General features: G+C 72.8%; 18 protein-coding genes. 11 read left to right on the plus strand and 7 right to left on the minus strand.

What is annotated here, in order from left to right:
* Window positions 1–84: 84 nt before the first annotated feature.
* The gene (locus ACODT5_RS06390) at window positions 85–1,194 is read left to right on the plus strand and encodes an AI-2E family transporter (RefSeq protein WP_422518208.1); all 1,110 of its coding nucleotides are present in this window, start codon (window positions 85–87) and stop codon (window positions 1,192–1,194) included.
* A 158-nt stretch (window positions 1,195–1,352) separates the two neighbouring features.
* A complete protein-coding gene (locus ACODT5_RS06395; protein ID WP_422518209.1) occupies window positions 1,353–2,093 on the plus strand; it encodes a hypothetical protein in 741 nt (246 codons plus the stop codon).
* Window positions 2,094–2,139: 46 nt separating this feature from the next.
* On the opposite strand, the gene ACODT5_RS06400 is transcribed toward ACODT5_RS06395, so the two are convergent.
* From ACODT5_RS06400 to ACODT5_RS06410, 3 genes are all read right to left on the minus strand, one after another.
* Window positions 2,140–2,850 (minus strand): CAP domain-containing protein, encoded by a 711-nt coding sequence (locus ACODT5_RS06400; protein ID WP_422518210.1) that lies wholly within the window; start codon window positions 2,848–2,850, stop codon window positions 2,140–2,142.
* A 443-nt stretch (window positions 2,851–3,293) separates the two neighbouring features.
* Complete coding sequence (locus ACODT5_RS06405; protein WP_422518211.1) at window positions 3,294–4,103, minus strand: polysaccharide deacetylase family protein; 810 nt, start codon at window positions 4,101–4,103, stop codon at window positions 3,294–3,296.
* A 673-nt stretch (window positions 4,104–4,776) separates the two neighbouring features.
* On the minus strand, window positions 4,777–5,787 hold the full coding sequence (locus ACODT5_RS06410; protein ID WP_422518212.1) for a glycosyl hydrolase: 1,011 nt from the start codon (window positions 5,785–5,787) through the stop codon (window positions 4,777–4,779).
* A 261-nt stretch (window positions 5,788–6,048) separates the two neighbouring features.
* On the opposite strand from ACODT5_RS06410, the gene ACODT5_RS06415 reads away from it, so the two are divergent.
* From ACODT5_RS06415 to ACODT5_RS06435, 5 genes are all read left to right on the plus strand, one after another.
* Complete coding sequence (locus tag ACODT5_RS06415) at window positions 6,049–6,741, plus strand: hypothetical protein (RefSeq protein WP_422518213.1); 693 nt, start codon at window positions 6,049–6,051, stop codon at window positions 6,739–6,741.
* A 234-nt stretch (window positions 6,742–6,975) separates the two neighbouring features.
* Window positions 6,976–7,581 carry a hypothetical protein gene (locus ACODT5_RS06420; protein ID WP_422518214.1) on the plus strand — a complete coding sequence of 202 codons (606 nt, stop codon included), beginning with the start codon at window positions 6,976–6,978 and terminating at the stop codon, window positions 7,579–7,581.
* Window positions 7,582–7,816: 235 nt separating this feature from the next.
* Complete coding sequence (locus ACODT5_RS06425) at window positions 7,817–8,671, plus strand: YihY/virulence factor BrkB family protein (protein ID WP_422518215.1); 855 nt, start codon at window positions 7,817–7,819, stop codon at window positions 8,669–8,671.
* Between the two features lie 94 nt (window positions 8,672–8,765).
* Window positions 8,766–9,722 carry a nucleoside hydrolase gene (locus tag ACODT5_RS06430; protein ID WP_422518216.1) on the plus strand — a complete coding sequence of 319 codons (957 nt, stop codon included), beginning with the start codon at window positions 8,766–8,768 and terminating at the stop codon, window positions 9,720–9,722.
* Between the two features lie 8 nt (window positions 9,723–9,730).
* Window positions 9,731–10,114 carry a VOC family protein gene (locus ACODT5_RS06435; RefSeq protein ID WP_422518217.1) on the plus strand — a complete coding sequence of 128 codons (384 nt, stop codon included), beginning with the start codon at window positions 9,731–9,733 and terminating at the stop codon, window positions 10,112–10,114.
* Window positions 10,115–10,202: 88 nt separating this feature from the next.
* Here the strand turns inward: ACODT5_RS06435 and ACODT5_RS06440 are convergent, their stop codons facing one another.
* The 3 genes from ACODT5_RS06440 to ACODT5_RS06450 are packed head-to-tail and all read right to left on the minus strand — an operon-like array spanning window position 10,203 to window position 14,409.
* Entirely contained in the window at window positions 10,203–11,381 is a 1,179-nt protein-coding gene (locus ACODT5_RS06440) for a zinc-binding dehydrogenase (RefSeq protein WP_422518218.1), read from the minus strand.
* Window positions 11,378–13,024, minus strand: coding sequence for a flavin-containing monooxygenase (locus ACODT5_RS06445; protein ID WP_422518219.1), 1,647 nt, complete (start codon window positions 13,022–13,024; stop codon window positions 11,378–11,380). Before ACODT5_RS06445 ends, ACODT5_RS06440 begins: the two co-directional genes overlap by 4 nt.
* Window positions 13,021–14,409, minus strand: coding sequence for a spinster family MFS transporter (locus ACODT5_RS06450; RefSeq protein WP_422518220.1), 1,389 nt, complete (start codon window positions 14,407–14,409; stop codon window positions 13,021–13,023). The genes ACODT5_RS06445 and ACODT5_RS06450 overlap by 4 nt, the downstream gene beginning before the upstream one ends.
* Window positions 14,410–14,523: 114 nt before the next feature.
* Between ACODT5_RS06450 and ACODT5_RS06455 the strand changes: the two genes are divergently transcribed.
* Both ACODT5_RS06455 and ACODT5_RS06460 read left to right on the plus strand, forming a co-directional pair.
* Window positions 14,524–15,726 (plus strand): PucR family transcriptional regulator, encoded by a 1,203-nt coding sequence (locus tag ACODT5_RS06455; protein ID WP_422518221.1) that lies wholly within the window; start codon window positions 14,524–14,526, stop codon window positions 15,724–15,726.
* Between the two features lie 75 nt (window positions 15,727–15,801).
* Window positions 15,802–16,080: a hypothetical protein gene (locus ACODT5_RS06460; RefSeq protein WP_422518222.1), complete on the plus strand. Its 279-nt coding sequence runs from the start codon at window positions 15,802–15,804 to the stop codon at window positions 16,078–16,080.
* 68 nt (window positions 16,081–16,148) lie between these two features.
* Here the strand turns inward: ACODT5_RS06460 and ACODT5_RS06465 are convergent, their stop codons facing one another.
* Window positions 16,149–16,583: an ester cyclase gene (locus ACODT5_RS06465; protein ID WP_422518223.1), complete on the minus strand. Its 435-nt coding sequence runs from the start codon at window positions 16,581–16,583 to the stop codon at window positions 16,149–16,151.
* A gap of 182 nt (window positions 16,584–16,765) precedes the next feature.
* Here ACODT5_RS06465 and ACODT5_RS06470 point away from each other — a divergent pair, with 182 nt between their 5' ends.
* Together ACODT5_RS06470 and ACODT5_RS06475 are read left to right on the plus strand one after the other, a co-directional pair.
* Entirely contained in the window at window positions 16,766–18,793 is a 2,028-nt protein-coding gene (locus ACODT5_RS06470; RefSeq protein WP_422518224.1) for a protein kinase domain-containing protein, read from the plus strand.
* Between the two features lie 38 nt (window positions 18,794–18,831).
* On the plus strand, window positions 18,832–21,210 hold the full coding sequence (locus tag ACODT5_RS06475) for an outer membrane protein assembly factor BamB family protein (protein WP_422518225.1): 2,379 nt from the start codon (window positions 18,832–18,834) through the stop codon (window positions 21,208–21,210).
* Window positions 21,211–21,240 lie beyond the last annotated feature (30 nt).

Here is a 21,240-nt window from a genome sequence, read left to right on the forward strand (position 1 = left end):
CGGGGCCGGTCGTGCCCCACCCGCATGAGCCGTACCCATCGGGGCCGGGGCCGGTGGCGTGGGGGCGTTCCATAGGGTGAGCCCATGTCTGACACGCTGAGTTCGAGAAAGACGGGGTCCGCGCTCCGGGCGTCCGCACGGGTCTCCGCCGAGTTGCTGCTGGTCCTCGTGACGGCCGCCGCGACGCTGTGGCTCCTGGGTCGGATGTGGTCGGTGGTCTGGCCGCTGGTCGTGGCCCTGTTGCTCACCACGCTGACGTGGCCCCTGGTCGCGTTCCTGCGCCGGCGCGGCTGGCCTCCCGCTGTGGCCGCGTCCTTGGTGACCGTACTGTTCCTCGTGGTCGCCGCAGGCGTCGTGGCACTGATCGCCGTGCCGGTGGCGTCGCAGGCCGGCGAGCTGGGCGACGGCGTGGTCAAGGGGATCCAGCAGTTGCGCGGGTGGGCTGCCGGGCCGCCGCTGAACATCGGCGACGCCCAGATCACGGCGGCGTTCGACAGTGCGGTCGACCGGGTCCAGAAGAGCGTGGGCACCACGGTTTCCACGGTCGTCACCGGCGTGAGCACCATCTTCAGTGGTCTGGTCACCGCCGTCCTGGCGATCTTCCTGATGTTCTTCTTCCTCAAGGACGGCCCGCGGTTCCTGCCGTGGCTCACCCGGCAGCTCCCCGGCCGCCTCGCCACCGACGTCCCCGTGGTCGCCGAGCGCGGCTGGGAGACCCTCGGTTCGTTCGTGCGCTCACAGGCGTTCGTCGGTCTGCTCGACGCCGCCTTCATCGGGCTGGGGCTGTGGATCGTCGGCGTTCCCCTGGTGCTGCCCCTGGCGGTACTGACCTTCGTGTCCGCGTTCGTGCCGATCGTGGGCGCCTTGTTCGCCGGCCTGGTCGCGGTGCTCATCGCGCTGGTCTCGAACGGTCTGACGGACGCGCTGATCGTGCTGGTGATCATCATCGTGGTGCAGCAGCTGGAGGGCAACGTCTTCCAGCCGATGATCCAGAGCCGCGGTCTCGGGCTCCACGCGGCGGTGGTCCTGTTGGCGGTGACCCTGGGCGGCAGTCTGGCCGGAGTGGTCGGCAGCCTGCTGGCGGTTCCGGCCGCGGCGCTGATCGGCGTCGTGTGGAGGTACCTCCGCGAGCAGCTCGTGCACACCGCGGCCGACCCGGAGACCGGCCAGGCGCCCACCGGCGCCACCCCGTGATGAGCTGAGCCGGCCCGCGAAGCCGAGAGGGGGCGCCCGGACTGCGCCCGCAGCGGCGCGGACCTACGCTGATCAGGTGACGGCCGTACCGGAGGCCAGGGCGATGGCCATGGCGATGGCGGATGCCATCCGGAGGCGGCCGGAGGGAGGTGGGCCTGATGTCCGCACACCGGGCGGCAGCGGCACGCTGTGCGGCCGCCGGAGCTGCCTGTCTGTCGGTCCTCGTGGGCGCGGGAGCCGCCGGGGCCGATGACAACGGCATCGCCGACAAGAGCGCCCGGGCCATCGCGGACGCCTCGCGTGAGGCCATGTCCGGCGTCACGTCCATGCGCATGGTGGCCGTGGTGACCGACAAGTCGGGCACCACCGCCCTGGACCTCCGATTCGACGAAGGGGGCAACTGCGTCGGGACCGTCACGCCTCCCGGAGGCTCGGGCACGGCCGACATCATCAAACGCGGCGACGACGTGTGGATGAAGCTCGACGACGCCCTTCTGCGGGCCCGGATCCCGGGCTCCGCGGCAGAGGAGGCGATCGCACTCGTCAACGGCCGCTATCTGCACGGCACTACGGGCAGTTTCCTGTTGCGGGACTTCGCCGAATTGTGCGACCTGGACTCCTTCAAGAAGGAGTTCTCCTCGAAACCGGCGAACGAAGAGCTGGCCAAGGGGGCGCGGACCGCCGTCGACGGCCGTCCGGCCATCACGGTGGAGAGCCGGCACGACGACGAGACGGGCGCGTACCAGGTCTCCACCGAGGACGAGCCGTACCTCCTGCGGATCGAGGGCACCGAAGCTCCCGGCACGCGGGTCGAGGCAACCTTCTCCGCCTTCGACGAGCCCGTCCCGGCCACGCCCCCCGCGCCCGCCGAGTCGGTCGACGTGTCCCGGCTCCAGTAGGACGGGCACCCGCACTCGTCGTCCGCCGGCTGCGGAAGCGGCCGGATCAGCGGGCGGCGCCGAAGTCCTGCGTCCAGTACTGGCCGGGCTGCGCGAGGCCGATGCCGATCTCCTTGACGTCGCAGTCGAGGATGTTCCGCTTGTGCCCCGGGCTGTTCATCCAGCCGTCCATGACCTTGGCGGCGGTGTCGTAGCCGTACGCGACGTTCTCGGCGTACGTACTCCACTGGTACCCGGCACGGGTGATCCGCTGACCCGGGTCGGATCCGTCGGAGCCGGTGTGGGACATGGTGGAGTGGGCCGCCATGTCCTCGCTGTGGTCCTGCGCGGCCTTCGTCAGCATCGCGTTGACGGTCAGCGCGGGGCACCCGACCGCGGCGCGCTCCTCGTTGACGAGCGCGAGGACCTCGGCCGGTGCACCGGAGGGTGCCACGGAGTCCGAGGGCGCGGGGGTCGCTGCCGGCTCGGCGGGCGGCTGGACGACGGGCTGCTCGACGATCCCGGCGGGGCCGCCGACCTGAACCGGGACCTCCGCGGGCAGCTGCGCGCCGGGGTCGCCGTAGGGCTCGTCGTAGGGGTCGCCCTGGGAGTCGGCGTACCGGGGAGGGCTCTCCTGCTCGGCGGCGACGGACCGCATCGGGCCGGTCTCCTGCGGGTCGAGGCAGGCCATGGCCGTGGTGGGTACGGCCACCAGGGCCAGCGCCCCGATGGCGACGGCTATTTTCCTGTGGTGCGTCTTCCTACGGTGCTTCTTCATGCGGGACCTCACTCGGTGATCGCGAAGCTCCCGGCGCCGGACCGCGAAGGCGCCGGAGGAATCGCCATTCTTAGAAGCCCGCCGGCGGCCTGGCAAGCCACCCCCGCTCAGCCGCGCGGGACGTTCGGGACGCGGCTTGAAACGGCCTCAAGATCGTGCATCCTCCCGTCGCGGCCGGTCCGGCACCCGCCTGGCCCGCCGACAGAACCCACCCCCGTCAGCACTGTTGAAGGCGAGGAAACAGGAGCGCCGGGTTCCGTTTCTGCCGGAGTACGGCATGTCACCGCCAAACAGGTACATACGGCGAAATGTCCAGAGCGGAGGATCACCACAGACGGGGCCACGGCGACATGCAGGCCGTGACGCATGTCACCACTCGGCGGGGGAACCGGACGGCATGCCCTCATCGGTGCGCCGCGCCCGTCAACCGGGTGACCGCGGATCTACGGGGTGGTGAGCTTCGGAAAAGTGAAGGTGTAGCCGTGCGCCGTGAGCCACGGCAGGTATTCCTTGAGCGCGGCGACCGTCTCGCTGCGGTCGCCGCCCCCGTCGTGGAAGAGGACCGTCGGCTGTGGGGGCAGGTTCCCCTCCACTGCGGCGACGATCGACGGCAGGCCGGGCCTGCTCCAGTCCTTGGGGTCCACGCTCCAGCCCAGCGGCCGCATCCCGCTCGCGGCGGCTATCGCGCGGCTGTCGGGGGTGAAGGCGCCACCGGGAGCGCGGTAGTAGCGTACGGCGACGCCGGGTGCGGCCCGCTCGATCATGGACTTGCCGTCGAGGATCTGCTGCCGTTGGTACGCGACGGGCTTGTGGTCCATGGTCACGTCGTGGTCGACCGAGTGGTCGCAGAGGCTGTGCCCCTCGGCGGCGACCGAGCGCACCAGGTCCGGATACTGCTGCGCGCGGGTTCCGATCATGCAGAAGGTGGCCTTAACGTGGTTCTCCCGCAGCACCTCGAGGACCTGGGGCGTCCAGCGCGGGTCAGGACCGTCGTCGATGGTGATGGCGATGTCGTGACCCGGGCCCTGTGCCAGCCGGGAGATGCCCAGCGGCACCTGCTCCGGACCGGGGGCACGCACGGCGGACGACCGCCCCGCCGCCGACGGCACGGCCGGCCCGCCGACCGGGGCGGCCTGGCCGCTCGGGGCCGCGGAGGCCGATGCACCGGCGGCCGCCGACAGGACGAGGACGGCAGCGGCCGCCACGGCGGATCCCGCCCGAAGACGGCTTGCGGAACTGCGGGTGATGCCCATGGAGGCGCTCTTCCTTCGGACTCGGCCCCCCGGTCCCCCACCACTGCCGGTCCAGGCTAGGCCGTACGCCCCGGCGCCGTCCTCCCCCGAACGGCCCATCCGGAGGCCCGCCGCGGACGGGCCGTCCGACCCCCCGTCCAACCTCCGTCCGGCCCCGCTCCAGAGCCGGGGCGCAGCAGGATCCGGGCCGAACCCCGTCGTCCCCGGGCCGTTCCTGGGGTCGCCCCGCCCAGATCTCGCTGCCGGATCTCACCGACTGGTCAGTCCGACCGGTCAGGCCGACCCGTCAGACCAGTCGATCAGGCTGGTCGATCAGGCCGGTCGATCAGACGGCCCACTGCGCGTGCACAGAGCGGGTGACCGTGGTGGGATCGGCCGGGTGAAGGATCCCTTTGGTTGTGACGAGCCGGCATTCCTGGCATCTTCCGGGACCACGGACCGTGCGGCAGCCCGCCACTTTGTCGCTTCACGGGCCGCCGACGCGAGCGAGCTGGCGCTGCTGCTGGACATGCTCGGGCTCCTCCCCGAGACCGAGACCGACCCACGGCCCGCACCGCGCGGTCCGAGACACAGCCCGCCCTGAGGCCGCGGGGACGGACGGGACGCCCGCGGGCACGGTGCCGGCGTCCGGGTACGCACGCTCCTCCCGGGCCGTTCGCCAACGCCGTCACGCTCAACCCGTGAGGCGGCGCTGGCCACCGGAGAGGAAGTCCCGGAACACCCGCGAGGAGCGCGGGTTCTGCCCGCACTGCCACACGCCGTGCGGGCAGAAGTCCGTGATGCTGTGGTACAGCGGCCGGTGCTCCTCGATCCACTCCAGCATGCGCCGCACGTACTCGGGATTGTCGCCGTGCCGGAACAGCCCCCACTCGGGGTACGAGATCTCCTTGCCGTGAGCCCTCGCGAAATCGACCTGCTGCCGCAGGCCGTAGGGCTGGGCGACCTGCTCGTCGAAGGTCCGGCCGGGTTCCTGGTCGTACGAGTCCATCCCGACGACGTCGACGACGTCGTCACCCGGGTAGCACCGGGTCCACGCGATCGCGTCGCCGCCACGGTTGGGGGCGAAGTCGAAGCGGAAGTCCTGTCCCTTCACGGAGCGCATGGCGGCCACGATGCGCCGCCAGTACTTCTTCCAGTTCTCGGGGTCGGGCCGGCAACGGTGGGTGTAGTCGAAGCCGTTCATCTCCCAGCCGAGCACGATCACGGTGTCCGGCACGTCGAGGTCGACCAGGCGCTCGGCCAGCCGCCGGAAGTGGTGGTCGTGAGTGCCCCGCGCACCGGTGCGGATCAGCTCGGCGACCCGCGCGTCGGGGAGGCGGGCCTCGTTGCGCTCCTGCATGGGCACGTTCAGGACGAACAGCCGGTCGGCCCTCTCGTTGCGCCACCGCGCCCAGGTGCGCAGGGAATCGGGTGCCCCCTCGATGTTCGCCCAGGTGTCGCCCGGCAGGTAGGTGTGCCCGGCGCGCAGCTCGGTACCCCCGAGCCAGCGCGACAGCTCCTGCATCCGCTCGACGCCGGGCGATCCGTAGTGCAGGTAGGCGCCCAGCGCGACCTCGCCCCCGGCACGTGTACCGGAGTCCTGCCGGTGCGGCGTCTGGACGCCCTGGGCGCCCCCGGTCAGGAGCAGAGCGAGGGCGACCGCGGTCGCGCAAACCCCCGCCAGCAAGCTGCGTCGACGGGACATGGCACCTCCACAAGCTGCGCGAGCACCGATGTGTCTGGCAGCGACGTTAGGCATCTCATCCGATGCACGGCCCGCCCAGTGTCCCGATGCTGGGCCATTCGCCTCAGTCACCCGCCCCCGCTTGACCCGAAGGGATGAATCCTCACCGGCGCACCGGGCGGCGGGCCCGGGCGTGGTCGCCCGATGACGGCCGATGCCCCGACAGCCTCGGCCGGGCACACGGGCTCCCGCTGCCGGGAACCGCTCCGGTAGCTTGGCCGGGTGATCTCCGGTGACACCCTCCTCGAGCGGCTGCGGTTGCTGGCCGCCCGAGTCCCGTTCGACCTCGCGGTACAACCCGGCGCCACGGCTGCCGACTTCGACCGCTGGCCCGTCCCGGTGCCGGCCGACGCCCGCGAACTGCTGGGCCGACTCGGCGGCTTCGCCGTGCCGCCGGTGGAGTTCACGCTGACGGGCCACCCCCGCCAGGCCGGCGACCACGGCCTGCCGCACCCCCACTGGCTGGTCACCGACGACGGGGGCGGCGGCGTCACCTGGGTCGACATCGAGGCCGACGGCCGGTGGGGCCAGGTCCTGATGCAGTACCGCGAGGGCGGCCTCCACGTCGAAGCCGACTCGCTGCCGCTCTGGCTCGAGCGGCTCATCGCCACGGCGGAGGAACTGGTCGAGCAGACCGGCTTCGAGGAAGGCGTCCAGCCGTACGCCGACGACTTCTGGGACCTCCTGCAGCCGGACGGCCCCGAACTGCCGCTGCACCCCGCTGCCGAACTCCGCCGCAGCCCGGACCCGCTGGTCGCCCGCCTCGCCGCCGGCGTGCCGGACGGCTCGCTGATCGCCGACCTCCGCGGAGCCCTGCCGGGCAGCCGCGCCCGCTTCGACCGGGCGCTCGGGCGATACCGCCTGGCGCGGGCCGTCGGCGCCCCCGTGTTCGCCGCCGTTCCCGGCGAGGACTGACCAAAGGGCCGGTACGGAACCAGTCGCTCGCGATGACGCCGCCGACGGCCCGCGGCCCACGGCGTCCTGCGGAACCAGCGGACCCGCCGGTTGTCCCACGGCAACGGCACGCACTGGGCCAACCTGGCGACGCGTCAAGGCCGAATACCGGCGGACACCACGTGACGGCCGAGTCCGGCATACGGTCGAGTGGCCGGCCTACCCCTGCCGCCAGCGCCGGAACAGGAGCAGCCCATGCGTCTCTACGCCCAGACCCCCGCACGGCGGAACCGACAGATCCTTGCGGACCTGATGGCCGTACTGCTGATCGCCGTCGCGGTGAAGTTCGCCCTGACCGTCCACGGCGCGATCATGCGGCTGGCCGAACCCGGACGCAAGGTCGAGAGCTCCGGCGAAAGCCTGGCCAGCGCCCTCACCGAAGCCGGCGACACCGCCTCCGGGGTGCCGCTCGTCGGCGACCTCCTGAGGAAGCCGTTCCGGTCCGCGGCCGACGCGGGCACCGGACTCGCCGACGCGGGACAGTCACTGCAGGACGTCGTCAGCCAGGTGGCGACCCTGGCCACGCTCGCCCTGATCGTCCTCCCCGTGGCCTTCATCCTGCTGCTGTGGCTCCCCCTGCGCGTGCGCTGGATCCGCCGCAGCGCCACCATCCGGGACCTCCTCGACGCGCCCGGAGGCGCGGACCTGCTGGCCCTGCGCGCCCTTACGGGACCGCCGCGCGCCCTCTCCGCGATCCCCACCCCCGCAGGCGGCCTCGCCGACGCCTGGCGCCGCGGCGACCGGCAAGTCATCGCCGACCTGTCCGAGATCGCCCTCAGGCGGGCGGGCCTGAAGCCCTGACGGGCGCGCGGGAGCAGAGAACCTGGCCACCACGCTCGGCGTCGGCGCCGACGGTCACCGCTGTCAGCGCCGGATGGGGGCGGGGCTCCTCGCACCCGCTCACCTCGGCCTTCAGCTTCGGCACGGGGCCCCGCGGGCGCATGCGAAGGGCTCCGTAGGGCACTCGCGGGGCATGGCCGACATCCCCCGCAGTGCAGCACGTGGAGGAGAACGCCCTCCGTCCATCGCCCTCGCGATGCGCACCCGCGCCGAGCTGCGGCGTACCGCCGTCCGCGTCTGGACCGACAACCTCGCCGATCACGCGGCCGCCCTCACCTACTACGCCGTACTGGCGCTCCTGCCCGCGCTCGTCATCGCGGTGTCGCTGGTGGGGTTGTCGGGCGGGGCGACGAGGGACCGGTTGACCACGGACCTCACCTCGTACGCACCGCCCCAGTCCGCTGAGGTGCTGCGCGACGCGCTCGGCGGACTCGCGGCCGAGCACTCGTCGATCTGGGTCCTGATGATCAGCGGCGGAGTGAGCGCCCTGTGGTCGGCGTGCAGTTACCTCGCGGTGTTCCGCCGCGCCCTGCACGCGATGCACCAGGTGCCGGACACCCGGCCTCCCCTCCGGGCCGCCCACACACTGATCATCAATGCCGTGCTGCTGCTCGTCCTGCTCGTCGTCGGCGCCGTGGGGCTGGTGGTGTCCGGGCCGCTCGCCCGCCGGCTCGCGCACACCACGGGCGGGGCGAGCGCCGAGGGGATCGCGCTCCTGCGCTGGCCCGTGCTGCTGTCCGTCGTCACCCTGCTGGTGCTGATGCTCTTCCGGACGGGACCGGCCCAGAGCCGGGGCACCCGCCGGGGCCTGCCCGGCGGCGTCCTGGCGGCCCTGCTCTGGCTGGCCGCCTCGGCGCTCTTCACCCTGTACACGCAGCTGGACACGTACGGCCGGGTCTACGGGTCGCTGGCCGGCATCGTGGTCTTCGTCATCTGGCTCTGGTTCGCCAACCTGGCCCTGCTCACGGGAGCCCAGTTCAACGCCGAGCGAGCACGGGAGGACCGCGCGGTGCCCGGGTGGCCCGGGCGCCGGGCGCCCCGCTCGATGTGATCGTGGTCCGCGGGCTCGGGGTCCCGCCTCCTGGTCACGGGACCGGGAGGGCGCCACACTGAAGGGGCCACGACCCCGCACCGGGAGGAGCGACGTGCCCGTCCCGATCATCATCGACTGCGATCCCGGACACGACGACGCCCTCGCGATCATGCTGGCGGCGGGGGATCCCGCGGTCGATCTGCTGGCCATCACCACGGTCGCGGGGAATCAGACGCTCGACAAGACCACCCTGAACGCGCGGCGCGTGTGCACGGTGGCCGGGATCACCGATGTGCCCATCGCGGCGGGCTGCGCCCGGCCGCTCGTCCAGGCACTCAGCGTCGCGGACGACGTGCACGGCGCCTCCGGCCTCGACGGACCGATGTTCCCGGAGCCCACCGTGGACATCGTCCCGGAGCACGCGGTGGACCTCATCCACCGGATACTGACCGAGCATCCGGAGCCGGTCACCCTCGTACCGACGGCGCCGTTGACCAATATCGCCCTCCTGCTGACCCGCTTTCCGCAGGACGCCTCCCGCATCCACGAGATCGTCCTGATGGGCGGATCGACGGAGCGGGGCAACCAGACCCCGGCAGCCGAGTTCAACATCCTCACGGATCCGGAGGCCGCGGACATCGTCTTCCGCAGTGGCGTGCCCGTCACCATGTGCGGTCTCAACGTCACGCACCAGGCGCTGGCCACGCCCGAGGTGGTGGCCCGCTTCGAGGGGCTCGGTACGCCCCTCGGACACCTGTGCGCCGAGTTGCTGACCTTCTTCGCGTCCACGTACCGCACACTGTGGGGGTTCCCGCACCCGCCGTTGCACGACCCCGTCGCGGTGGCCCGCGTCATCGACCCCGGGCTCGTGCACTGCGTGGACGCGAACGTCGTCGTGGACTTGCACGGCCGGTACACGCGCGGCGCCACCGTGGTGGACCTGCAGCGTTACGTCGACCGCCCGGTCAACGCCCGAGTCGCGGTGGGTCTGGAGACCGACCCGCTCTGGGACCGGATGATCGCCGCTGTCACGGCCCTCGGAGCCCGTACACCGCGTGAGCGAGGGTAGGGACCACGGTGCATGTACTGGGCAGCAGGATTCTCCTGCGTCCCACGGACCCCGAGCGCTCACGCGCCTTCTACGGCGACACCCTGGGCCTCGCCGTCTACCGCGAGTTCGGCACCGGACCCGAGCGGGGGACGGTCTACTTCCTCGGCGGCGGGTTCCTCGAGGTATCGGGGCGCGCCGAGGCACCGCCCGCGCCCGGCCTTCAACTGTGGCTCCAAGTCGCGGACGTGCACGCGGCGTACGAGGAACTGCGCGGGCACCGCATCGAAGTGCTGCGGCCGCCACGACGCGAGGCCTGGGGCCTCATCGAGATGTGGATCGCCGACCCCGACGGCGTACACATCGCCGTAGTGGAAGTGCCGGCGGACCACCCGCTGCGCTCTCGCCCCTGACCGGGTACGGGCGCGCCGCCCGCGCGCCGGACGGCCGCAGCGGTCCGGCCCGATGGACGCCTTGCCCTCGCGGCCGAGTCCCGCCGAGCTAGTTCCTCACCGCCTCGATCCGTTCAGTGGTGAGTGCGGGATCGATGAGGATCTTGGCATGGGTCTCGGGGTCGTTCAGGGTGGTGAAGGCATCCGGGACGCCCGCCAGGCCCACGCGGCCGGTGACGAGGGGGACGGCGTCGAGGGTGCCGTCGGCGAGGGCGTGCAGAGTGTCCCGGAATTCCATCGGGGTGTACCCGACGGCGAAACGGAGGTCGAGTTCCTTGTTCACCGCGAGCGAGGGGCGGATGCTGTCGGGGCCCATGCAGACGCCGACGACCACGACGCGCGTGTGCATGGGGGCAGCGGCCAGGATCCCGTCGATCATGCCCGGAGTTCCGACGCACTCGAACACCACGGGCCTGTCCGGCCGCGTCGCGCCGGCCTTGTCCAGTACGCGCCAGGCGGTCCACCAGGGCACGGGCAGCCGGGCCAGGCTCTCGAGGGCGTCGATGCCCGCGTTGTACTGATCGGGCATGGTGGTCATGAAGTGGTGCCCGGCGCCGCCCTGTGTCCACGGGGAGTCGACGGCCGGGTCGACCGTGATGTCGGCGCCGCACCGCGTGGCGAGCGCACGGCGGCCGGCGGAGTAGTCGCCGGCCACGACGGTGGCGACACCGCGGGCTTTGAGCACGGAGATGACCGCGAGGCCCACGGGGCCGCACCCGAGGACGATGGCTGCGTCCTTGCGGGACACCTCTGCGCGGTTCACCGCGTGCCAGGCCACCGCCATGGGCTCGGTGAGTGCGGCGAGGTCGGCGGGGAGGCCGTTCGGGACCGGCAGGGTCAGTGCCTCTTGGACCACGACGTACTCGGCGTAGCCTCCCGGGGCGTGTGCGGACAGTCCTACGCCGTCGACCTGCCGGCCGCGGCGCACCAGCGGGACGCTGACGACCGGCGTGCCGGGCTTGATCCGCGCCGCGTTCCACGGGCCGTGCTCGACGACCCTGCCGAAGATCTCGTGGCCCAGCACCACCTTCTCGTCGGAGCGCAGGTAGCGGGGGTAGCCGCACAGCTCCAGTGATCGGGCCAACTCGTCGGCGTGCAGGCGGCAGTGCAGGTCGGAGCCGCAGATCCCGCAGCGCTCCACCTTGACCAGCAGCTGTCCCGCAGCGGGACGCGGGGTGGGCAGGTCGACGACTTCCAGCTGCCCCCGGGACAGGCTGACGGCCTTCATGAGGCATCCGTGGACGTGATCGGGTGTGCGGTCGTGACCGGGTGTTCGGTCGTGACCGGGTGTTCGGCCCTGGCGGGTGTGCGCGTGGCCAGGTGGTAGGCCTCCGGCTTCCAGCGGATCGCCCGGCGCCGGAAGGTGAAGGTCCAGTCGGGGTAGATGGTGGCGTTGCGGCCGTTGGCGTCCCGGTAGAAGGTGCGGCACCCGCCCAGTTCCCACACCGACTTCGCCAGTTTGCGGTCGAGTTCGGCGTTGTAGGCGTCGTGCGCCTGCGGGGCCACCTCGATGGAGGTCGAGCCCGAGAGGTCGAGCGCGCGGATGGCCTTCTTCACGTGCTGCGCCTGGGCCTCGACCATGTAGACCATGGAGCTGTGGCCCAGGCCGGAGTTGGGCCCGAGGAACATGAAGAAGTTCGGGAAGCCCGGAACGGACACGCCGAGGTACGCGCGCGGGGACCCCGCCCACACCACGTTCAGCGGCTTGCCCGCGCGGCCGCGCACCTTGTCCGCGAAGGGGATGTCGGTGACGTGGAACCCGGTGGCGAAGACGATCGTGTCGACCTCGCGCTCGACGCCGTCCGCGTCGATCACGCTGTTCTCCCGGATCTCGGCCAACGCGCGGGGAACGAGCTCCACGTTCGGCTTCTGCAGCGCGGGGTACCAGGCGTTCGACGGAAGGACCCGTTTGCAGCCAAGCGTGAAGTCGGGAGTCAGGGCGCGCCGCAAGGCCGGGTCCTCGACCTGGCCCCGCAGGTGCCGAAGCGCGACCCGCTCGATCACGCGCATGAGTCCGGGCCGCTTGGCGAAGCCCAGTACCAGCAGTTCCTTGCCGAGGTAGGTCTTGGCACGTTCGACCCGCTGGCGCCCGGGGCGTGCCCTGAAGCGCTCGCGCTCCGCATCGGTGATCGCCCGCTTGTCGTGGGGGGTGATCCACGGGGCGCTGCGCTGGAAGACGTGGAGCGAGCGGACTCGGTCGGCTATCTCCGGGACGTACTGGATCGCGGAGGCGCCGGTGCCGATCGACGCGACGCGTTCACCGTCGAGCGTGTGGTCGTGGTCCCAGCGCGCGGAGTGCATGATCTTCCCCCGGAAGCGGTCGATGCCCGGCACGTCGGGGAGTCTGGGTTCGGTCAGCGGGCCGACGGCGCTGACGAGTACCTGCGCCGTCCAGTCCCCGCTGTCCGTCGTGACGTGCCAGAGCTGGTCGTCCTCGTCCCACCGGGCGTCCTGCACCTCGACTCCGGTGCGCAGGTGGGGGCGCAGCCCGAACCGGTCGAGGCAGCGCTCCAGGTACGCCCGGATCTCCGGCTGTGGGGAGTACGTGGAGGTCCAGTCCGGGTTCGGGGCGAAAGAGAACGAGTAGAGGTGGGAGGGGACGTCACACCGGCAGCCGGGGTAGGTGTTCGAGTGCCAGACGCCTCCGGCCGCGGGTGCCCGTTCGAGGATGACGAAGTCCGTGAACCGGTCTTCCCTCAGGGCTCGCCCCAGGGCGATGCCCGAGAAGCCGCTGCCGACGATCAGGACCCGTACGTGCTGGATCACGCGGGACGTCTCTCCTTCGTTCGCGGATGCGGTGGTGTCCGGGGAGTCGGTGCGGTCCGGGGAGTCAGTGATGTCCGGGGATTCGGTGTGGTCCGGCCGTGTCATGTCGTGGTCCTTGGCGTGAGCATCGAGTCGCGGTCCGAGCGGACGTATCGCGAGGCCAGGAGCATCCCGACCGCCGCGACCGCGAAGGCGAGGGGAACGGTGAGCATCAGGGCTGTGCGCAGGCCGTGGGCCGACGCCCCGAGGGCCGAGGCGGAACCCTCGGCCAGGGCGTCCGACAGGGCGCCGACGAACACGGGCCCGCCCGCACCGCCGATCAGGTAGCCGACGGCGAAGAGGAGACCCAGCGCTCCCGAGCGCTGCTCGGGGCGGATGACGTCGGAGACCACGGGCACGGCCGCGGCCAGGTAGACGATGCCGAACATGTAGCCCAGGCTCAGGAACACCACCAGCTGCCACGCCGCGCCACGGCCCGCGGCCAGGCCCGCGAGGGAGAACAGGGCGGCAAGGCCGAGGCAAAGGGCCGATGCCCGCACCCGGGCCTCGGGGGATCTCCTCGCCGCACGGTCGAGCACCCGACCGCCGGTGAGCAGGCCTATGAGACCGGTGACGCCGACGACGACCCCGCCCACCAGGCCGGCCGTGACGAGGGACAGGCCGTAATAGCGCTGTAGGACGGGGGTGAGGAAGGTCCCGATCGCGTACGCGGCGAAGTTGTATCCGGCGAACGCCAGGAGCATCCCGTACATCGAGCGCACCTTCATCAGCGCCAGGAGGGAGGTCCGCCGGTTCTCCCCGGTGGGGACGTGGTCGGGTTCGGCGGCGCCGCGTTCGGGTTCGCGCAGGCGCAGTACGAGGAAGGCCACGACGACTCCGGGTACGGCCGCGATCAGGAAGGGAGCCCGCCAGCTGTCGAAGGCGACGGCCAGTGCGCCGGCGGTGAGGAAGGCGAGCAGGGTCCCGATCGGGAAGCCGAGCATGAACAGCGACTGGGCGCGCGAGCGGCGTTCGCTCGGGTAGAGGTCCGCCAGCAGGGATCCGGTGGCCGGTGCGTAGCTGGACTCTCCGACCCCCACGCCCACGCGTGTGGCGAAGAACCCCCAGAAGGAGGTCAGGACCCCGCCGGCCGCGGTGAAGGCGCTCCACACGAACAGCCCCCATCCCGCGACCGCCGTACGCGGGATCCGGTCCGCCAGACGCCCCAGTGGCACGCCGGCGAGCGCCGCGACGAGCACGAAAGCCGATGCGAGCATCCCGACTTGTGTGTCGTCGAGGCCGAACTCCTCCTTGATCGGCTCCAGCACGACGGAGGGCAGCGCCCGGTCGTAGAAGTTGAGCAGGTTGCCTGCGAACAGCAGCCCGAGTACGTACCCGGCCGGCGACCGCGGCGTCGACGCACCGCTGGTCGGCTTCGGGAGAGAACGTGCCCCAGGAGGGATCCCTTCGACAGTGAAGAGTGCTCGACATGGCGCCCGGAACCAGGTCACCCGCGAGCTCCGCCACAGTGTCGCCGTGCCTGACCTGGCAAGCTACGGAGTCTCCGATAACCTCGTCGCGCGAACTTTGTTCTCCATAACAAAGTCTGTGACTAGGGTGCCGCCATGGACCACGAGAGCCCCACGGCCTGGCCCGCACGCCGGCGCATGCCGGACCTCGGCGCCCTGGACCCCGCGACCCACGCCACGGTCGTCGCCGCTGTCGCCCGCCTGCGCACGCGGCGCGACGCCTTCGCGGAGCGTTTCCTGATCCTGGTGCGCGGACACGTCCCGGGGTACGCGGTGCTCTCGGACGAGGAGATCCAGGTGTCCGCCCGCAGGTTCATGGACGTCCTCGTCTCGGAGCTCTCGTCCCTGCGCGTGCCCGACGCCGCCCTGCGGGAGATGCTCGGCGGCTACGCGGCGGAGCGGACCGCCCGGGGGATCTCCCTCGACGCGCTCACCATCGGCTACCAGCTCGGCTCGCGGGAGATGCTCGCCCTGCTGGACGAGATCGCCGCCGAGGTGGGCCTGCCCCCCGACCTCCTCCTCGCGGTGCACGACAGCACCTGGGAGTTCTCCAACGAGGCATCGGCGGTGTTCGCCCGCGTCCAGCACGACCTCGCCCTGGAGCGCGCGCACTTCGACGCCGAACGCCGATCGGCCTTCGCGGCCGGCGTGCTCAGCGGGGCCTTCCCGGCCGAACGGATCCACCAGGACGCCCACCTCTTCGGGCTCCGGCCACAGGCGCACTACGTGGCCCTCGCCGCACGGGCCTCGACCGCCGACGACGCCGACACCCTGCGCCGCGCCATCGCCGGGGCGCTGCGCGTTCCCGCCGACCGGCTGCCCCTCGCCGAGATCGGGGAGGTCCTCGGCTTCATCGCCCCGAGCGCACCCGAGTCGATCGTCGGACACCTGGTGGCGGTCGGCCCACCGATGCCGCTCGATCAGCTCGACACCGGCTTCGGCGAGGCGGTGCTGGCGCTGGAAACCGCACGGCGCTTCGCCATGTCGGGTGCCGTACGGCTCTGCGACCTCGGGCCGCGGCCCCTCGTCCTCGCCGAATCCCGCACCGCCGAATCCCTCTCCGCACGCCACCTGACGGCGCTCGACACCGCGGGGCGTTCGAGCAAGGAGATCGAGCGCACGGCGCGCGTCTACCTCGAATGCGACCAGGACGTGGGCAGGGTCGCGCGGGAACTCGCCGTGCACCCCAACACCGTGCGTTATCGGGTCAACCGGTTCCAGGAACTCACGGGACTCGACCTGCGTCGCACCGATGATCTGGTGACCTCGTGGTGGCTGCTCAACCGTCGGCGCACCTGAGGCGGCCCGGACGATGCCGTGAGGTGGGGCGTCACCGAGATCGAGTGCCGTCGTTGCCTCGGTATGACCGATTTCATGGTGAAGGTCCCGGCCGACTGGCTCGCCCGGGTGTTTCTTACGCTCCGTCACAGTTCTTCGGAGGAGTCCCAAGCCGTGGCGGCGGAGCTCCAGCCGTTCACGGAGAAGCCCGGCCAGCGTGTGCCGGTTCCTCGCGCGACCGTCATCCGGTCCGAACTGGCGCTGACGGTGGAGCTCGAATGGGCCGAGGATCCGGCCCGGCGGGCGCGGCTGTCGGAAGGGGCCGAACAGTTGATCAGCGCCCGCCTGAGCGGCGCGAACGTCCACGGCTCCTAGAGCATCCCTGCCGCCCAGGGGCCCCATTCCCCCCACGCGGGAAGGGGCCCCTGGCCCACTACCGTCCGTCAGTGGCCGACGGGGGCCGGTGAAATCTGCTGGAAGAGGCTGATCAGGTCCGGCGCGACCCATTCCTCGGCGATCCGCTCGCCCTCGAAGCGGTAGACCTCGACACTGCGGTAGCCGACCTGCCGTCCGGTCGCCTCGAACTGCTGGAACGCGCCCAGGTGCGTGGCCTGGAAGTGGACCAGCACGGTCACCTTGTCGCCGGCGCCGAACATGTCCCGCACCTCGATCTTCAGATCGGGGAACGCGTCCTTCATCATCTGCGTGCCCGTCCGCCAGGTCTCCCGGCCGTGCAGCGGGTCGGGGCATCCAGGGACGTTGGCGATGAAGTCTTCGCTCAGCAGCTGCCCGGCAGCGTCGATGTCACCGCTCTCCACCAACCGGTACGCGGTGCGCAGCAGGGCCATGTTCTTCTCGACAGCGGTGGTCGCGGTCATCTGGGAGTCCTCTCGGGTGGGTGACCGTCCCGTGAGCTCGGTGCGCCCCGGGCCGGATGTCACTCAGTACAAACCGTGACGTCGCGGCAAGGTCAAACCGGGCGTGCCCCCGCCCGGCCGGGGAGACGTCAACTTTGTTGATTCCAGGGATGGTTGACGGACGCACGCATACGATCAACGGCATGACACCAGCGATCGCCCCGTTGCCGGGCGGTACGCCCGCGCAACTCGGAGGTCACCGGATCCTGGGGGTGCTCGGGGCCGGCGGCATGGGGAGGGTCTACCTCGCCCGCCGCCGGGGGCGTCCGGTCGCCCTCAAGACCATCCGGCCCGAACTCTTCCGCGACGCGGACCTGCGCGAGCGGTTCACCCGCGAGGCCGCCGCCGCGGCAGCGGTCCGCAGCCCCTTCGTCGCCAACGTGCTCGGCTCCTCGACGACCGGGCAAGTGCCCTGGATCGCAGCCGAGTTCGTCCCGGGCGCGACCCTCGCCGCCGCCGTACAGCGGCACGGACCGCTGCCCGCGCCCGCCGTGCGGGTCCTCGCCGGGGCGCTCGGCCGGGCCCTGACGGCCCTGGCCGCGGCCGGAGTCGTACACCGCGATCTGAAGCCGTCGAACGTCATCCTCGGCGCCGACCGCCCCCGCGTCGTCGACTTCGGCATCGCCCGGGTGACCGGGGACGCCACTTTGACCGCGACGGGTCAGCGCCCCGGAACGCCCGGCTACATGTCGCCCGAGCAGGTGGTGAAGGGTCCCCTCGGACCGCCGAGCGACGTCTTCTGCCTCGGTGCGCTGCTCGTCTTCGCGCTGACCGGCCGGCACGCCTTCTACGACGGAGATCCGGTCCGATCGGACTTCCGCATCGCCTACGAGGCCCCCGACCTCACCGGCGTACCGGCCGGGCTGGCGCCCGTGATCCGCGGCTGCCTCGAAAAGCAGCCGGAAGACCGGCCCGCCGCCGCGGAGGTGGCCGCGGAACTCGACCCGCAGGGCGCGGCCGTGCGCGCCGCCACCCGCTGGCTGCCCCCCGCGGTGCTCGCCGACGCCGCCGAGATCGCACGGGCCGCGGCCGCCCTGGGCGCCGGCCCGCGGCTGCCCACCCGGCGCAGGGTGCTCACCGGCGCCGGAGCCGCCGTGCTCCTCGCGGCGACCGGCGCCACCGCCCTGCGCACCCTCCGGGGGGACGACGGCCCCGGCCGCACCCCCGCTCCCCGCTGGAGCGGCCCGCCCGGCACGGTGCCGGGGCCCCTGTGGTCGTACGACCGCGCCGCGGCGCAGCCGGCCTTCGGGCCGGTGGACGTCGACGGCCGGGTGTGCTTCGCGGACGGCGGCGGCGAGCTCCTCCTCCACGATCCGGTCTCGGGCGAACGGCGCTGGCGCGGACCTGTGGTGCGCGACCTCGCCGGCGGCCGCCGACCCGTCGCCCTGGCCCCGGACGGCGCCCTGCTGTTCCTGGACCCCGGCAGCGGTACGGTCCGCCACCGCGCACGCGACGGGGTGACCGGGCTGCTCGCCGCCGACGAGGACCAGGTGTACGTCCTCGGCGCCGACGGCCGGCTGGCCGCGCTCAAGCGGGCGGACGGCTCGGTGCGCTGGCGCGTGCCCGTCCCCGTGCCGGGCACGGCGCTCTCGGCGGCCGCCGGGTACGGGCGGCTGCTCCTGGCCTCCGCCGCCGGCGGGGTGGTGGCCCTGTCCGCCGCCGACGGCGGCCCCGCGTGGCGGCGGCCCGCCGGCACCGACGGCTCGCGGACGGCCCTGTCCGCGGGCGGAGTGCTGCTGGGCGGGGCCGGAGACCGGACGCTGACCTGCCTGGACCTGGAGCACGGCGAGCAGCTGTGGACCCTGCCCGCGGACGACAGCGCGGGCTTCGGCGTGCCCGCGCCGGCCGGCGACAGCGTGTACGTCGCCGACGGCCGCCAGCTCCGGAGCATCGGCGTGAAGACCGGAGCCCCCGCCTGGACCGTGCCGGCCTCCGAGGAACTGGCCCAGGACCAGGCTCCGTTGGTGGCGGGGGCCGGGATCTTCGCGCCGCTGCGGAAGCCCGAGCTCGGCATCCTCGTGGTGCACGGCGGGCGGGCGGCCGAACAGTACGTGTTCGCACCGGCCCCGGCCGCGGAAGGCCGGGCCGACGTTCCCTGGCGGGGAGCGGTCGCCGGAGGCAGCGTCATCTGGCAACGCGGCAGCGCGGTCCGCGCCCTGCCGGGCATGTGACCGGCCCCGGGCGGGGCCACGAGGTGAGGGGGGAACCCATGGGCGGCGGACGTCTGGAGGAGGGCTTGCACCCCGAGGACCCGCGGGCGGCCGGGCCGTACCGGCTGCTGGCCCGTTGGCCCGGCCCCCGGCCGGCGCCGCCGGCCAACGGCATGTACGTCGGCCGCGACCGGAACCACGGGCACGCCGTGGTGTGCCTGCTGCCCCCGGCCGCGTACGAGGCGGCCGAGGCGCTGCACCGTGGGCCCGTGCCGGGAGTGCCGCACGTACTGGACCTGCGGACCGGGACCGAGCCCTCGTGGGCGGCCCTCGCGCACACCCCGGCCGTGTCCCTCTCCGATGTCGGGCGGCGGCCCGGCACGGAGTCCGGGACCCTGCCCCTGGATCAGTCGGTGCGGCTTGCCGCGGAGATCGCCGACACCCTGGCCGCCCTGCACGCCCGGGGCATCACCTACGGCGCGGTGGCCCCCGACGGGGTCTGGCTCACCACGGCCCGCCCACTGCTGATGGCCCTGCACGCCTGCCGCATGCCCTCCACGCCACCTCGCGAACCGGGCGGGGGTCAGGGGCCGGGGCCGGGCCAGGGATCGGGCCAAGGATCGGGGCCGGGGCCGCGGCCCGACGCAGGGCAAGGGCGGCCCGAACCGCAGAGCCGGGTGTCGACCGTGCCGGCCGCCTTCATGGCCCCGGAAGTGGCCGCGGGGCGGCCCTCCTCCGCCGCTGCCGACGTGTACTCCCTGGCGGTGCTGCTGCTCCACACGGCCACCGGGCGGCTCCCCTTCGGGGACGGCCCGCCGCCCGTGCTGGCCTACCGCGCCCTCCACGACCGGCCCGAACTGACCGGTCTGCCGGGAGAGCTGGGCGAGGTGGTGGCCGCGGCGCTGGCCGCCTCCCCGACGGACCGCCCGACCGCCGCGGAGCTGTGCCGGACGCTGGCCCCCGGAGGGCAGGGCGCGGAGCGGACACCGGACCCGCTGCCCGGCCGGGTCGTCGCCGCACTGGCCGTACGCACGCAGGCGATCGCCGACCTGGAGATCCACGATGCGGACCCGAACGGGGACGGGGATCCGGACGCGGACCGGGACGGGAACGGGCATGCGGATGCCCGGTCCCCGGCGGACGCCGATGCGTACGAGCCCCCGCACCCCGCCACCCTGGCGGTGACGCCCCCGGCCCCCGCACCGGTTCCGGCCCCGCCCACCCGCCGCCGAGTGCTGTCCGGCCTGCTGACCGGTGCGGCGGGAGCGGCCCTCGGGGTCTCCGGGACCCTCGCCTGGTCCGCCCTGACCCGAGAGGACAACCGCGCCGGGCCGTCCGCGACGGGCGGCGGTTCCGGTACGAGCCCCCGCGTCCCCGGCATGCCGCCGGGCGCCCTGTGGCGCCTGGACGACCCGACGGCCCGAATCCGGCTCCTTCCGGGGAGCAGCGCCGACCACTGCCTGATGACGCGCGGCGACGTCCTGTACGGGCACGACCTGCGCACCGGCAAGGAGGTGTGGCAGCTGCCCGACGGCGGCAGCACCCCACCCGTCCAGGTGCCCGGCGACCGCTTCCTGACGGCCACGCGCGAGGGACTGTCGCTCTGCTCGATGCGTGACGGCCGTACCCAGTGGCTCCAGCGCCACGAACAGCTCGCGGGGGTGATCGCCGCCGACGGCGCCACCGCGTGGCTGCTCCTGGCGGACGGGAGTCCGGCGGTCGGGTACCTGCTGGCGGCGTTCGACCTGGACCAGCGCAAGGAGCTGTGGCGCACCCCGCTGCCGAGCGGATTCGGCAACGAGCGACTCGTCACCGCCGTCGGCCCCGAGACGGTCGTCGTGGAGGTGCAGGTGCCCCCGCAGGTGTTCCGGGACGTCAGGGCCGTCCGGACCCTCGCGATCGCGGGCTTCGAGCGGAGCAGCGGACGCATGCTCTGGAACCGTTCCTTCCCCGGCGTCCACGGCGGCCCGGCCTCCACGGTGGACCCGGCGGGCGGCGGACGGCTGTTCCTGCTCTCCCGCGGTCGCGCCCACGCCTACGACCTGAAGACCGGCACCCGGCTGTGGGAGTCGCAGGCCCTGATCGCCGGGACCAACTCCCCGCCCTTCTTCAGCGGCGGCACCCTGTACCTGGCCGACGACGGCACGGGCCCCGTCGTCGCCGTCGACCCGGACACCGGCCGGACGCTGTGGGAGCAGACGCTCACCGAGAACCTGGAGTGGAACATGCTCGGGGGCATGACCGCGAGCACCTCCGGACGCACCCTCTACCTCGCGACCCTGCACCAGGTCACCGCGACCGGCATCCCCTCGGGCAAACGGCTGTGGCAGACCGGGCTCGCGGGGGTGGAGGCCCGGGAACCGTTCCAGCTCGCCGCGGTCCCCGGCATCCTGCTCGTCGCCCGGCCGTCCGCCGTCGTCGCCCTCCCGGCGGACTGACCCCGCGCCCTCCCACCCCCTCGCCCGCCC

The sequence above is a fragment of the Streptomyces tatrensis genome, assembly GCF_049310065.1.
GTDB lineage: Bacteria > Actinomycetota > Actinomycetes > Streptomycetales > Streptomycetaceae > Streptomyces.

Excerpts from the sequence above, each read along its gene's own strand:
- ACODT5_RS06425 (WP_422518215.1), top strand. The coding sequence starts at position 7,817 with ATGCGCACCCGCGCCGAGCTGCGGCGTACCGCCGTCCGCGTCTGGACC.
- ACODT5_RS06410 (WP_422518212.1), bottom strand. The coding sequence starts at position 5,787 with ATGTCCCGTCGACGCAGCTTGCTGGCGGGGGTTTGCGCGACCGCGGTC.
- ACODT5_RS06455 (WP_422518221.1), top strand. The coding sequence starts at position 14,524 with ATGGACCACGAGAGCCCCACGGCCTGGCCCGCACGCCGGCGCATGCCG.
- ACODT5_RS06395 (WP_422518209.1), top strand. The coding sequence starts at position 1,353 with ATGTCCGCACACCGGGCGGCAGCGGCACGCTGTGCGGCCGCCGGAGCT.
- ACODT5_RS06445 (WP_422518219.1), bottom strand. The coding sequence starts at position 13,024 with ATGACACGGCCGGACCACACCGAATCCCCGGACATCACTGACTCCCCG.
- ACODT5_RS06405 (WP_422518211.1), bottom strand. The coding sequence starts at position 4,103 with ATGGGCATCACCCGCAGTTCCGCAAGCCGTCTTCGGGCGGGATCCGCC.
- ACODT5_RS06470 (WP_422518224.1), top strand. The coding sequence starts at position 16,766 with ATGACACCAGCGATCGCCCCGTTGCCGGGCGGTACGCCCGCGCAACTC.
- ACODT5_RS06465 (WP_422518223.1), bottom strand. The coding sequence starts at position 16,583 with ATGACCGCGACCACCGCTGTCGAGAAGAACATGGCCCTGCTGCGCACC.
- ACODT5_RS06460 (WP_422518222.1), top strand. The coding sequence starts at position 15,802 with ATGGTGAAGGTCCCGGCCGACTGGCTCGCCCGGGTGTTTCTTACGCTC.
- ACODT5_RS06400 (WP_422518210.1), bottom strand. The coding sequence starts at position 2,850 with ATGAAGAAGCACCGTAGGAAGACGCACCACAGGAAAATAGCCGTCGCC.
- ACODT5_RS06475 (WP_422518225.1), top strand. The coding sequence starts at position 18,832 with ATGGGCGGCGGACGTCTGGAGGAGGGCTTGCACCCCGAGGACCCGCGG.
- ACODT5_RS06390 (WP_422518208.1), top strand. The coding sequence starts at position 85 with ATGTCTGACACGCTGAGTTCGAGAAAGACGGGGTCCGCGCTCCGGGCG.
- ACODT5_RS06440 (WP_422518218.1), bottom strand. The coding sequence starts at position 11,381 with ATGAAGGCCGTCAGCCTGTCCCGGGGGCAGCTGGAAGTCGTCGACCTG.
- ACODT5_RS06420 (WP_422518214.1), top strand. The coding sequence starts at position 6,976 with ATGCGTCTCTACGCCCAGACCCCCGCACGGCGGAACCGACAGATCCTT.